13 protein-coding genes and 1 pseudogene are annotated in these 12,445 nt (G+C 72.2%); 6 read left to right on the forward strand and 8 right to left on the reverse strand.

Annotation, left to right across the window (positions count from 1 at the left end; all coding sequences use genetic code 11):
- Window positions 1-178 precede the first annotated feature (178 nt).
- Genes AC07DO_RS32285 through AC07DO_RS32295 form a run of 3 tightly spaced genes read left to right on the forward strand, consistent with a single transcriptional unit; the run spans window position 179 to window position 2,619 of the window.
- The gene (locus AC07DO_RS32285) at window positions 179-1,081 is read left to right on the forward strand and encodes a MerR family transcriptional regulator (protein WP_479064678.1); all 903 of its coding nucleotides are present in this window, start codon (window positions 179-181) and stop codon (window positions 1,079-1,081) included.
- The gene (locus tag AC07DO_RS32290; RefSeq protein ID WP_479064680.1) at window positions 1,078-2,328 is read left to right on the forward strand and encodes a glycosyltransferase; all 1,251 of its coding nucleotides are present in this window, start codon (window positions 1,078-1,080) and stop codon (window positions 2,326-2,328) included. Before AC07DO_RS32285 ends, AC07DO_RS32290 begins: the two co-directional genes overlap by 4 nt.
- A 39-nt stretch (window positions 2,329-2,367) precedes the next feature.
- Window positions 2,368-2,619 carry a hypothetical protein gene (locus tag AC07DO_RS32295; RefSeq protein WP_479064682.1) on the forward strand — a complete coding sequence of 84 codons (252 nt, stop codon included), beginning with the start codon at window positions 2,368-2,370 and terminating at the stop codon, window positions 2,617-2,619.
- A 10-nt stretch (window positions 2,620-2,629) separates the two neighbouring features.
- Here AC07DO_RS32295 and AC07DO_RS32300 read toward each other — a convergent pair whose 3' ends face one another.
- From AC07DO_RS32300 to AC07DO_RS32310, 3 genes are read right to left on the reverse strand one after another with little or no spacing between them, the layout of a single operon-like run.
- Complete coding sequence (locus AC07DO_RS32300) at window positions 2,630-3,646, reverse strand: glutathione S-transferase family protein (RefSeq protein WP_479064684.1); 1,017 nt, start codon at window positions 3,644-3,646, stop codon at window positions 2,630-2,632.
- Complete coding sequence (locus AC07DO_RS32305; RefSeq protein ID WP_479064686.1) at window positions 3,643-3,981, reverse strand: hypothetical protein; 339 nt, start codon at window positions 3,979-3,981, stop codon at window positions 3,643-3,645. Before AC07DO_RS32305 ends, AC07DO_RS32300 begins: the two co-directional genes overlap by 4 nt.
- A 55-nt stretch (window positions 3,982-4,036) precedes the next feature.
- Window positions 4,037-5,536, reverse strand: a complete 1,500-nt coding sequence (locus AC07DO_RS32310; RefSeq protein WP_479064688.1) for a cytochrome P450 — start codon at window positions 5,534-5,536, stop codon at window positions 4,037-4,039.
- A gap of 108 nt (window positions 5,537-5,644) precedes the next feature.
- On the opposite strand from AC07DO_RS32310, the gene AC07DO_RS32315 reads away from it, so the two are divergent.
- On the forward strand, window positions 5,645-6,253 hold the full coding sequence (locus tag AC07DO_RS32315) for a TetR/AcrR family transcriptional regulator (RefSeq protein WP_479064690.1): 609 nt from the start codon (window positions 5,645-5,647) through the stop codon (window positions 6,251-6,253).
- Here the strand turns inward: AC07DO_RS32315 and AC07DO_RS32320 are convergent.
- The gene (locus AC07DO_RS32320) at window positions 6,243-6,452 is read right to left on the reverse strand and encodes an HAD-IA family hydrolase (RefSeq protein ID WP_479064692.1); all 210 of its coding nucleotides are present in this window, start codon (window positions 6,450-6,452) and stop codon (window positions 6,243-6,245) included. The two genes, AC07DO_RS32315 and AC07DO_RS32320, sit on opposite strands and share 11 nt — an antisense overlap.
- Before the next feature lie 42 nt (window positions 6,453-6,494).
- Between AC07DO_RS32320 and AC07DO_RS32325 the strand changes: the two are divergent.
- Window positions 6,495-7,229, forward strand: a pseudogene (locus tag AC07DO_RS32325) (MFS transporter); the annotation flags it as partial.
- A gap of 35 nt (window positions 7,230-7,264) precedes the next feature.
- Here AC07DO_RS32325 and AC07DO_RS32330 read toward each other — a convergent pair.
- Complete coding sequence (locus AC07DO_RS32330) at window positions 7,265-7,732, reverse strand: hypothetical protein (protein ID WP_479064694.1); 468 nt, start codon at window positions 7,730-7,732, stop codon at window positions 7,265-7,267.
- A complete protein-coding gene (locus tag AC07DO_RS32335; protein ID WP_479064696.1) occupies window positions 7,732-8,307 on the reverse strand; it encodes a hypothetical protein in 576 nt (191 codons plus the stop codon). The genes AC07DO_RS32330 and AC07DO_RS32335 overlap by 1 nt, the downstream gene beginning before the upstream one ends.
- A 248-nt stretch (window positions 8,308-8,555) precedes the next feature.
- On the opposite strand from AC07DO_RS32335, the gene murJ reads away from it, so the two are divergent.
- Window positions 8,556-10,157, forward strand: coding sequence for a murein biosynthesis integral membrane protein MurJ (murJ, locus tag AC07DO_RS32340; protein ID WP_479064698.1), 1,602 nt, complete (start codon window positions 8,556-8,558; stop codon window positions 10,155-10,157).
- A 30-nt stretch (window positions 10,158-10,187) separates the two neighbouring features.
- On the opposite strand, the gene AC07DO_RS32345 is transcribed toward murJ, so the two are convergent.
- Both AC07DO_RS32345 and AC07DO_RS32350 read right to left on the reverse strand, forming a co-directional pair.
- Window positions 10,188-11,573: a GH1 family beta-glucosidase gene (locus AC07DO_RS32345; RefSeq protein WP_479064700.1), complete on the reverse strand. Its 1,386-nt coding sequence runs from the start codon at window positions 11,571-11,573 to the stop codon at window positions 10,188-10,190.
- 29 nt (window positions 11,574-11,602) lie between these two features.
- Window positions 11,603-12,442, reverse strand: coding sequence for a carbohydrate ABC transporter permease (locus AC07DO_RS32350; RefSeq protein ID WP_479064904.1), 840 nt, complete (start codon window positions 12,440-12,442; stop codon window positions 11,603-11,605).
- Window positions 12,443-12,445 lie beyond the last annotated feature (3 nt).

Genomic DNA, 12,445 nt, shown 5'->3' on the forward strand with positions numbered 1-12,445 from the left:
TGGGGTGGTGGGGGTGGAACGGTCGGGGCTTCGGGCAGACATTCGCACGCTATATGAAAATGGATCCCATTAGCAATTGGGCTGCCTTGCGGGCGGGGGCGGGCGCCGTGGTCCGGGCCCGGGTTGACCCTCACGTCGCGTCAGGCTTCAGGCTGAGCGTCGACGAAAGGTGAGGTCCATGAGTTACACCGTCGGTCAGGTCGCAGGCTTTGCCGGGGTCACCGTCCGCACCCTGCACCACTACGACCGTGCCGGGCTCCTCACGCCGGGCGGGCGCAGCGTCGGCGGCTATCGCCTCTATGGCGAGACCGACCTGGCCCGGCTGCAGCAGATCCTCTTCTACCGCGAGCTCGGGTTCACCCTCGACGAGATCGCCGAGATCCTGGCCGATCCGCAGGCCGATGCCCTCGGCCGGCTGCGCGCCAGACGCCAAGCGTTGCGTGAAGAGATCGACCGGCTCGAACGGCTGGTCGAGGTCGCGGAGCGGGCGATGGAGGTGCAGCGGACCGGGGTGACGCTCGACCCCCGGGAGCGGTTCGAGGTGTTCGGCGAGATCTCGTTCGACCTCAGCTACGCCACCGAGGCCGGGTTGAAGTGGGAGGGAAGCGCCGGGCATCGAGCGGCCATGAAGAGCGCCGCCGAACACACCAAGGAGGACTGGGCGGACCTCATGGCCGAGGCCGCGCGGTGGCGGGACGACCTGCTCGCCGCTTACGACGCCGGGGAGCCCGCGGAAGGCGAACGGGCCCTGGAGCTGGCCGAGGCGCACCGCCGGCACATCGCCCGCTGGTTCACGCCGTGCCCGTTCGACATGCATCGGCGCATCGCGGACGACTTCGTCGCCGACGCCCGCGCGTTCGCGCTCGTCGTGCCGCCGTCGCAGCAGCGGCCGGGGCTCGCCGCGTATCTGCGTACGGCGGTACGGGGCAACGCCGAGCGTCGCACCGGGCCACCTCAGGCTCGACCTGAGAACGAGGCCAACCCTCACGCTAAACCTGAGGTCGAGGGTGGTGCCCTCGGGGTCTCCACCGCCTCCCGTGCCTCCCACGCCTCCGCATCCGAAGGAATCCGATTCCGATGACACGCGTCCTGATCGCCGCGGCCGGTTCCTACGGCGATGTCGCTCCCTACACCGGCCTCGGCTTCCGGCTCCGCGCCGCCGGGTACGACGTCGCGCTCGCCACGCACGGCTCCTTCGCGCCGCTCGTCGAGGCCGCGGGCCTGCGCTTCCGCGAGCTGCCGGCCTCTCCGGCGAACGGCCAGCGCGCCGACGGCCGCAAGGAACTCATGCGGTCGGCCTCGACCTTCGTACGAGGGCTCGGGGCCGGTCTCGTCGACGCCGCCGTGCGCGGCGCCGACCTCCTCGTGCTCTCCACGACCACGGCGCCGCTCGGCTGGCAGCTGGCCGAGGCCATGGGCGTGCCGGCGGTAGGGGCCTATCTCCAACCGACGCATCCCACCCGGGCGTTCCCGCCGGTCGTGGGCGGCACCCGGTCGCTCGGCCGGTTCGGGAACCGCGCACTCGGCGCCTTCTCCCTCCGCATGGTCGACCGCGTCTACGCCGACGTCGTCCGCGATCTGCGCGCGCGCCTCTCGCTGCCCGCCGCCGCGCCGGGCCGGGTCCGCGCCCGGCAGGAACGGACGCGGTGGCCGGTGCTGCACGGCTTCAGCCCGGCCGTCGTGCCGCGGCCCGCGGACTGGCGTCCCGGGCTCGACGTCGTCGGCAACTGGTGGCCGTACCACGATCCGGCGCGCCGACTGCCACCGGAACTCGACGACTTCCTGCGCGCGGGGCCGCCCCCGGTGTTCATCGGGTTCGGCAGCATGGCGGGCGGCGACGGGGAGCGGCTGAGCGAGATCGCGGTGACCGCGTTGCGCACGGCGGGGCTGCGCGGCGTGCTGCAGGCGGGCCGGGCCGACCTTGCGGCGTCCGGCGACGACGTCCTGACGATCGGTGAGGTGCCGCACGCTCTGCTGTTTCCCAGGATGGCGGCCGTGGTGCACCACGCGGGGGCGGGCACGTCGGCGGCGGCGCTCCGTGCGGGCGTTCCCGCCGTGCCCGTGCCGGTCACGGCCGACCAGCCCTTCTGGGCCGCCCGGCTCGCGTCCCTGGGCGCGGCGACCGCTCCCGTGCCGTTCAAGGACCTCAGCGCTCCCGGCCTGGCCGACGCGCTCGGGCGTGCCGTCCGTGCAGGTGCGCATGCGAGCGCCGCCGAACGCCTCGCCCGGCTCATGGCGGCGGAGGACGGCGCGGGGCACGCGGTGGCGGCGGTCGAGCGGGCCCTGCGACCCCCGCGCCAGGGTCCTCTAGCCCGAGCGGCCGTCTGACGAGGCGGGCCCCGGGGGCGTCATGGAAGAGTTTCGGACATGACCGAAAGCTATCTGTACATGGCGCATCCCCGGATCACGGTCCTCGGGGTCCAGCCCGGCCACCCCCCGTTCCGCATCGTGGAGATCGACGGTGAGGTGGTGGGCAAGGCGAAGACCGTCACGGACGTTCTCGACGCGGCCGCCATGGCAGGCATCACCGTGCACGACCTCGACGACCCGGACGCCGTGCGCTGGGTGGGCGGTGACAAGTTCACCTGGAAGCCCGACAAGGAGCCGACGCTGCCGTGACCGAGGAGCCTCAGGGGCGCCCCGTCGCCGGAACCTCCTCCCCAGGAGGCACAGGCCCCGGCGCCGTGCCGTCACCGAAGGGGCGGCCGCCCAGCTCCTCCCGGTGATGCGGCGTCAGCCACCCCGAGAGGTCCGGGCCGAGCGGCACGATGGCGGTCGGGTTGATGCCGGTGTGCACTTGGTAGTAGTGCCGCTTGATGTGGTCGAAGTCGATGGTGTCGCCGAAGCCCGGGGTCTGGAAGAGATCCCGCGCGTACGCCCACAGGACCCGGTCCTCGGAGAGTTTCCGTACGTTGCACTTGAAGTGGCCGTGGTAGACGGCGTCGAACCGCACCAGCGTGCAGAAGAAGCGGATGTCGGCCTCGGTGATCGTGTCCCCGACGAGGTAGCGGCGGTTCGACAGGCGCTCGGAGGCCAGGTCGAGACGGTGGAAGACGTCGCGGCACGCGGACTCGTAGGTCTCCTGGTCCGGGGCGAAACCGGTGCGGTACACCCCGTTGTTGACGTCGCGGTAGATGCCGTCCATCACCGTGTCGATCTCGTCGCGCAGCGGCTCGGGATACAGGTCCGGCGCCCCCTCGCGGTGGAGCGCCGTCCACTCCGTGGCGAAGTCCAGCGTGATCTGCTGGAAGTCGTTCGTGACCAGCTTGCCGCTCGGCACGTCGACGAGCGCGGGAACGCTGACGCCACCCGGACAGCCGCTCTCCCGCGCCTCGTAGGCCTCGCTCAGATAGCGGATGCCGAGCACCGGGTCGCGGTCGTCCGGATCCAGCGTGAACCGCCAGCTCCGGTCGTCCTGGATCGGATCGGTGACGGCCAGGGAGACGGCGCCCTCCAAGCCGAGGAGACGCCGCGCGATGAGGGAACGCCCCGCCCAGGGGCAGGCCCGGCTCACCACGAGGCGATACCGCCCCGCCTCCACGGGCCAGCCGTCCCTGCCGTCCGCCGTGACGCGATCCGCGAAATGACTCTTGGAGCGCTTGAACTCCTTGTGCCCGTACGAGGCGTTGCCCTGGTCCGCGCTCATGACTGGCTCCCCTCTCGCGCGCAGGAGTGGGACATCTGCGACCGCTCCCCGGACGGCGGCGCCGGATCGGCGGAGCGCGGGGGAGGGGGCGCGAGGTCGTAGATCCGGTCGATGAGCGCTGCCTCGTTGCCCGCGAGTCCCGCGCGGCGCAGCGCCTCGTCGGCCTCGGCGATGGGCCCCGCGAGCAGCGTCGCCGCGGCCACGGGGGAGACCGACGCGGAGTCGGAGAGTGCGGCGCGCGCCGTGTGCAGCAGGCGCAAGCAGGCCTGGGCGGCGAGCAGTTCCTCGGACGTCGTGCCGGTCATGTCGAGCGACTCCTCTGCGCTGGATGGCATGGTGGCATCAGGGGATGCCACCTCCACTCTTGCGCAAGGGTCTGACAATGGCGCTCTACGCGGCCCGGGCGCGGCGCGACAGACGCAGCGTCAGGCCGTCCGGCATCAGGGTGAGACGCTCGGCGACGCGCAGCCGGTAGCCCGGATCCGCGTGCAGGTCGTAGCGGCGCAGCAGCAGTCCGAGCACCAAGGTCGCCTCGTGCAGCGCGAACTGACGTCCAATACAGGCCCGGGCGCCGGTGCCGAACGGCTTGAAGACGTGCGCGGGGCGGGCGCGTACGGCCGAAGGGGCGAACCGGTCGGGGTCGAACTCCTCGGCGTCATCGCCCCACGCGGCGGGATCGCGGTGCAGCATCGTCGCGAGGACCAGCGCCCACGCGCCGCGCCGCATCGGATGCTCGCCCCCGAGGACGGTGTCCGTGCGCGCCTCGCGGGCGAATCCCGGAGCGGTCGGCCAGAGCCGGAGCGACTCGTCGAGCACCCGGCGCAGATAGCGCGCCTTGGCCACCTGTTCGTACGCGGGCTCCCCCGCCGCGCCCCAGACCTCGTCGACCTCGGCCCGCGCGCGGGCGAGCACTTCCGGGGAGCGCGACAAGTAGTGCAGCGCGAACGACAGCGCACCGGATGTCGTCTCGTGCCCGGCGACCAGGAAGGTGATGACCTGACGGCGGATGTTCTCCGGAGTGAGCCGCTCCCCGGTCTCGGGGTGGGCCACCTGCAGCATGCGGTCGAGCAGGTCACCACTGCCGCTCGATCCCGCACCGCTCTCCGCGCGGCGGGCCGCGATCACCCCGTCGACCGTGCGGTTGAGGTACGCCATGTCCGCTTCGTTGCGCCGGTCTGCGCCGCGCAGCACGAGCGGGGTCAGGAGCGGCGGCACGACGTTGCGCCGCTGGGCATAGGAGAGCGTGCCGACCATCGCCGACACGAACGGGTGCGGCGCGGACCGTTCGAAGGAGCCGAAGTCGTGGCCGAAACCGGTGCGGGCGATCGTCTCCAGTGTCAGTTTGGTCATGTCGCCCGGCACGTCCACCGCCCGGCCCACCGCCTCCCGCTCGTCCCAGCGCGCCGTCAGCTGCCGTGCGACGTCCAGCATCAGCGGGTGGTAGCCCGCCATCGCGTCGCGGCTGAACCCGGGGGCGAGGATGTCGTGCGCCAGCTGCCAGTTGGGCTCGTGGTTGTACGCGGTGAAGAGGCCGTCGCCCGCGACCGGCCGCAGGTTGGCCACGCCCAGACCCACGTGCTTGGCGAACCGCGACTCGTCGGCCATGTCCGCGGCGAGCTCGGCGCCCCACACGAAGACGAACTCCTTGCCGAAGGCCTTGCGCCGGAAGATCGGCCCGAGCCGGCGCGCCAGCTTCATCGAATCCTGGAGCGGTGTGCGGACGTTGGCGCCCAGGATGTCGCCGACGACCGGGAGCCGGTGCGGCGGATGCGGTATCCGGTGCAGCTCGGGCCAGCCGAGCTCGGCGCTGCGGAAACCCTTCGGGGGAAGGGCCGGGGCACGCCGCCCGTCAGGCCCGTTCGCCGCCGCGGACCGCGTCACCTGCGCCATGTGCCCATCTCCCTTGTCCGACGGGCCCGTTGGGCCTGTTGTACGTGGATTCAATAGGAGATCCCAGTCTGGTGCCCCTATTGAATTCGCGTCAAGTAAGGTGCCTGCATGGCCGCGAATCCCCAGGAGCGCACGCGCCGCAGACTGAGTACCGAGGAGCGGCGTGAGCAGCTGCTTTCGGTCGGGGCGCGGCTCTTCGCGCAGAAGCCGTACGACGACGTGTGGATCGAGCGGGTCGCCGAGATCGCCGGTGTCTCGCGGGGGCTCCTGTACCACTACTTCCCGACCAAGCGGGACTTCTTCGCCGCCGTGGTGCACCGGGAGAGCGAGCGCATGCTGCGCCTGACGGCGGCGGTCCCCGGACTGCCGGTGCACGAACAGATCAGCACAGGCCTCGACGCGTTCCTCGGCTACGTGGAGAGCCACGCGCAGGGCTTCCGCGCCTTCCACCGGGCCGAGGCGGCGGGCGACCCGCTGGTCCGCGAGGTCTACCGCAACGGTCTCGCCGCGCAGGAGCGGCAGATCCTCGCGGCCCTTGCCGCGGACCCGGCGGCCTCGGACAGGACGCAGGACCTGCCCGCGCTGCGCCTCGCCGTGCGCGGATGGCTCGCGTTCATGGTGGCGGTCTGTCTGGAGTGGCTGGAGGAGCCGGACCTGTCGCGGGAACAGGTCAGGGACCTGTGTGCCAAGGCGCTGCTGGGCGCGATCACGCGCTGAGGCGGAGCACCTCGCGCAGCCGCGCGGGGGTCGTGAAGAGATGGCCGCGCACGCCGACGGCCTCGGCGGCGCGGATGTTCTCCTCGCGGTCGTCCACGAAGAGGACGCGTCCGGGCTCGGTGCCGAGCGCGTCCAGGCACCAGCGGTAGGCGCCGGGTTCGGGCTTGGCGTGGCCCCTGCGACAGGAGAAGGCGCGCACCTGGAAGTGCTCGAGCCAGGAATGCCGCTCTTCGTAGTGGGCGGCGGTGTCCTCGCCGCGCTGGTCGGCGCTCGCACGCTCAGCTGGGGCTGGAGCCCGGCGGCGACGCTCGGCGCGGTGGCCGCGCTCGGTGCCGTGGCCGCGGCGGCGTCCGCTGCCGCACTGCTGCGCCCCGCACCCCGGGACGTAACGGCACCGGAATCACCGGAGGCATCGGATACGCCCGCGGCCCCGCGGCGCGCGACTCCGCGCCGGATCCGGGTCCTCGCCGCCCTCGCCCTGATGCTGATGCTCTGCGAGGGCGTGGCGAACGACTGGAGCGTCCTGCACCTGCGCGACGCGCTCGACGCGCCCGCCGCGACCGCGGCCCTCGCCTACGGCGCCTTCGCCACGGCCATGACCGTCGGCCGCCTGCTCGCCGACCGGGTCGCCGCGCGGTACGGCCCGGTGGCCATCCTCCGGTACGGCGCGGCCGTCGCCGCGGCGGGCCTGACGGTGGCGGCGCTGTCCCCCTGGATCCCGCTCGCCCTGATCGGCTGGACCGTGTTCGGCGCGGGCCTCTCCGGCTGCATTCCCCAGCTCTTCAGCGCCGCGGGCCACGCGGACCACGAGGCCGCCGGGGCCAACGTCTCCCGTGTCGCGGGGCTCGGCTACCTCGGCATGCTCGCGGGCCCCGCGGTCATCGGCCCGCTGACCCACTTCATGCCGCTCAACCTGACCTTCCTCCTGCCCGTGGCGTTCTGCGTGGTCGCGGCCTGCGCGGCAGGCATCCTCCGGGAGGACCGCAACCAGGGGCAGGACCAAGGGCAGGTTCAGGGCGCCGCGAAGCCCGTCATGAAGTGACGCAGGAGCGTGCGGCGGGACTCGGCGGTGGCAAGGCGGTCCGCCGCCCAGAGGAAGAAGTCGTCGGCGAGCGCGTCGACCCAGTCGTAGGTCGGGTCGAAAGGGGCGGAAGACGCCGTGGAGTAGGGGAGTTCGAGCTCCGCACCCTCGCCGGTACCACCGTCGTCACCGGTCACGGTGAAGTGCCGCGTGCCGTCCGGCAGTGAGGCCTGCCGGACCGAGACCGACGCGCAGTCCCAGCGCCGCGCCCCGAACTGCAGCCACAGCGTCCCCGCGTCCGCCCCGGCGCCGTACAGCGCGGCCGCCGCGTGTTCGCCCTCTCCGGGAAGGTGGACGAAGCCGTGGCAACCGCCGCCGGATGCGGGGGAGAGGAGCCCCGAAGCGGGGTCCAGGTCCCACACCCGGCCGTGCCGGTCGTAGTCCGACAGACGCGTCATCAGCCGCGCGGCTCCAGGCCGAGCTCCCGGTCCACGGCCGCGCTGCTCCGCGTGGCGGCCGCGATGACGGCGCTCCAGCTGCCGTACTTGGCGTACTGCTGGTCCGCCGTCGGGCCCAGCGGATTGCCGTACTTCTTCATGTTGCGGGCCTCCAGGGCCTGCACGGCCTCGGGCGACATGCCCGCGCGCGTGATGTCCTTCGCTTCGTTGCGCATGTCCACGAGTCTGCGGGCGATCTCCTCGTCCGAGCGGCCCGCGGCGTGCATCTCGTCGGCCACGCGCTCCATGGTGTCGAGCAGCTGGTGATAGCGGATCCGGGTCTCGCGCGCCTGCGCGCGCTGCTCCGGAGTCATCTCCCGGATCATGCAGACGGCGGGATCGCTGCTGGTGCACGACTCGTCGACGACGGCCGGCGCGGCGAGGGCCGGCCCGTGGGCGGCCGCGTGAGCCTGCCCCGGGGCGACGAGGAAGCCGTTCGCCGCGGTGAGCAGCGACAGCAGGAAGAGGACGACGAAGCGGGTCGGGGAAGCGCCGCGGTGGGCCGGTGCCGTTCGGGCGGGCACGGATGTCGACATGGGGGAGTGGTCTCGCCTTCTTGCCTGGGAACGTACGGGCAGGGATGAATCGGACGTTACGGGCGTAAAGCGAGGTCGCGCGTGCGCGGCGGCGACGCGTTCGAGTGACCGTGAGGTGTCGGAGGACCGTGCGAAGATCAAGTGCATGGATCTTGAAGTCATACGCGCCGAGCCGCACCTACGCGCGGAGCCCTTCACGCGTGCCGAGCCGTTCACGCGCCCCGAGCCCCGCACGAGGTGCTGCTGACGTGGCGACCCTCGCGCGCTCCTCGCTCCTCATGGCCTTCGGGACCGTGGTCTCACGCGCCACCGGCCTGATCCGGCAGGTCCTCCAGGGCGCAGCCCTCGGCACCGGCCTCCTCGCCGGTACGTACAACACCGCCAACACCGTCCCCACCAGCCTCTACACCCTGCTCATCGGCGGTGCCCTGAACGCCGTCCTGGTGCCCCAGCTGGTGCGCGCCCGCGCGAACGACCCCGACGGCGGCACGGCGTTCGAGCAGCGCCTGATCACCCTCGTCGTCTGTGTCCTCGGCGTCGGCACGGCCCTCGCGGTATGGGCGGCCCCGCAGATCGTCGGGCTGTACATGCGGGACACCGCCGAGAACCACGAGGCGTTCGAGCTCACCGTCGTCTTCGCCCGGTTCCTGCTGCCCCAGATCTTCTTCTACGGGCTCTTCGCGATCCTCGGACAGGTCCTGAACGCCCGCGAGAAGTTCGGCGCGATGATGTGGACCCCCGTCCTCAACAACGTCGTGCTCGTCACCATGTTCGGTGCCTACCTGGGCCTGATGACCGTGCCCGACGATGTCCGGGACATCACCGCCGAGCAGGTCAGACTCCTCGGCATCGGCACCACCCTCGGCATAGCCGTGCAGGCCCTCGCGCTCGTGCCGTTCGTGCGCGCCGCGGGCCTGCGCTTCAGACCGCGCTTCGACTGGCGCGGCACCGGCCTCGGCAGGAGCGCCCGCGCCGCCCGCTGGACGCTGCTGCTCGTCCTCGCCAACCAGGTCGCGCTGACCGTCGTCACGAACTACGCCAACGCCGCCGACCGGACCCTGCCGAAGGACGGCGTCGGATACACCGCGTACTCCTACGCGCAGACCATCTGGCTCCTGCCGCAGTCCATCGTCACCGTCTCCCTGGTGACCGCGCTGCTGCCCCGGATGAGCAAGGCCGCCGCCGAGGGCAGGACCGCCGACCTGCGCGGCGAACTGTCCCGCGCCCTGCGCGTCACCGGCACGGTGATCGTGCCCGCGGGCTTCTTCTTCCTCGCCCTCGGGCCACAGACCGCGGAACTGCTCTTCGCCCACGGCGCGTCCGACGCCGCGGCCACCGCGCCCCTCGGCCACATGCTCCAGGCGTTCGGCCTCGGCCTCATCCCGTTCTCCGCGCAGTACCTCCTGCTCCGCGGCTTCTACGCCTACGAGGACACCCGCACCCCGTTCTGGATGGCGGTCTGGGTGGCGGGCGTGAACATCGGCCTCGCCACCGCCTGCCATCTGCTGCTGCCCGCACGCTGGGCGGTCACCGGGATGGCCGCCGCGTACACGCTGTCGTACGCCGTGGGCCTGCTGCTCACCGCGCGGCTGATGCGCCGCCGCCTCGGCGGCTACCTGGACGGCCGCCGACTGGCCCGCACGTACGGCAAGCTGATCCTCGCGTCCGCCCTGGCCGGGGTCCTCGGCTGGGCCGCCGCCCGCGCCGGATCCGAGGTGACCCCGGCCGGTACGACCGCGACGGCCCTGGCCCTGACCGCCGGCGCCCTGACGATGGCGGTCGGCTACCTCGTCCTCGCGCGCCTGCTGCGGATACAGGAGATGCGGATGCTGCCCGGCCTGCGCGGCTGAGACCGGGCGGCATCCCCGCCGGGCGGGTGGTCAGGCGGCCCGCGCGGTCCGGTGGCGGTGGGTCCGGACAAGGTCCGCGTAGTGGCGGCCGCTGCCCTTCACCGTGCGGCGCTGCGTCGCGTAGTCGACGTGGACCAGCCCGAAGCGCTTGTCGTAGCCGTACGCCCACTCGAAGTTGTCCAGGAGCGACCACGCGTAGTACCCGGCCAGCGGGGCGCCCCTGCGGGCCGCGCGGGCACACGCCGCCAGGTGTTCCCCCAGATAGCGGGTGCGCTCCACGTCGTCGATCGTGCCGTCCGCGCGGACGGCATCGGGGTACGCCGAACCGTTCTCGGTGACGTACAGCCGCCGCGCCCCGTACTCCTCCGTCAGCCGCATCAGCAGAGTCTCGATGCCGTTCGCGTCGATCTCCCAGTCCATGCCGGTGTGCGGCACATCGGGCCGGTACACCTGCCGGGCGAACGGCGCGGGGCCCTCGGGGTCGTCCGCGACGACGGCGGGGAAGTAGTAGTTGAGGCCCAGCCAGTCCAGCGGCTGCGCGATGGTCGCGAGGTCGCCCGCGCGCTCCGGCAGGTCGACGCCGTACACCTCCCGCATGTCGGCGGGGAAGCCGAGTCCGTGCAGCGGGTCGAGCCACCAGCGGTTGGTGTGCCCGTCGACCCGCCGGGCGGCGGCGACGTCCTCCGGCCGGTCCGACACGGCCTCCACCGGCGAGAGGTTGTTGACGACGCCGACCTCCGCGCGGGGCGCCGCCGCACGGATCGCCTGCGCCGCGAGACCGTGCCCGAGCAGCAGGTGGTAGGAAGCGCGCACGGCGGCCGTCAGATCAGTGAGGCCCGGCGCCATGCGGCCCTCCAGGTGGCCGATCCAGGCGGAGCACAACGGCTCGTTGAGCGTCGCCCAGAGCGGCACCCGGTCGCCGAGCCGCTCGGCCGCCACCGAGGCGTACGCGGCGAAGTGCTCGGCGGTCGCGCGCTCGGGCCAGCCCCCGCGGTCCTGCAGCCCCTGCGGCAGGTCCCAGTGGTAGAGGGTCGCGTTCGGGGTGATGCCCGCTTCCAGGAGGGCGTCGACCAGCCGGTCGTAGAAGTCGAGGCCCGCCGCGTTGACCGGACCGTCACCACCGGGCACGACGCGCGGCCAGGCGAGCGAGAAACGGTAGGAGTCGACGCCGAGCTCCCGCATCAGCGCGATGTCCTCGGGCCAGCGGTGGTAGTGGTCGCAGGCCACGTCGCCCGTGTCGCCGCCGTCGATCGCGCCCGGGGTGCGGGCGAACGTGTCCCAGATCGAGGGCGACCGGCCGTCCTCGTCGACGGCCCCCTCGATCTGGTACGCCGACGTGGCCACGCCCCATGCGAAGTCCCGGGGGAGCGCGGAGAGGTCGGGGAAGGAGACGGCCGGGGAGGAGGGGTCGGTCACGGAGTTCCTTTCGGGGAGGGGCGGCAGGCTCACTTGACGGCTCCGGCGGTCAGTCCGGCGACGAGGTAACGCTGCAGGAGCAGGAAGCCCGCGACGACGGGGATGCTCACGACGAGGGAGGCGGCCATGACCTGGTTCCAGTACACGTCGTTCTGCGTGGCGTAGCCCTGGAGGCCCACGGCGAGGGTGCGCGTGGTGTCGTTGGTCATGACCGAGGCGAAGAGCACTTCTCCCCACGCGGTCATGAAGGCGTAGACGGCGACGGCGACGATGCCGGGGATCGCGGCGGGCACCACCACCCGGAACAGCGCCCGCAGCGGCCCGCAGCCGTCGACCAGCGCCGCCTCGTCCAGCTCGCGCGGCACCGAGTCGAAGTACCCGATCAGCATCCAGATGGAGAACGGCAGCGAGAACGTGAGGTAGGTGAGGATGAGCCCGGCGCGCGAACCGAACAGCGCGATGCCCGTGGCGTTGCCGACGTTGACGTAGATGAGGAAGAGCGGCAGCAGGAAGAGGATGCCGGGGAACATCTGCGTGGACAGGACGGTCACGGTGAACACCCGCTTGCCGCGGAAACGGTAACGGCTGACCGCGTACGCGGCGAACACCGCGATGACCACCGAGCACACTGTCGCCGCGCCCGCCACGATCAGCGAGTTCATGAAGTAGTCGGCCAGCGGCACCGTCTTCCAGATGTCGAAGTACGGCCGCACGGTGAACCCGCTGGGCATCCAGCGGAACGTACCGGACACGTCCTGCAACGGCTTGAGGGAGCTGCTCACCATCACGTACACGGGAAGCAGGACGAAGCCGGCGAGGAGCGTCAGGAAGATACGCCGCGACCACAGGAACGAGCGCGGCGCGGCCATCGG

The organism is Streptomyces sp. NPDC045678, assembly GCF_056432085.1.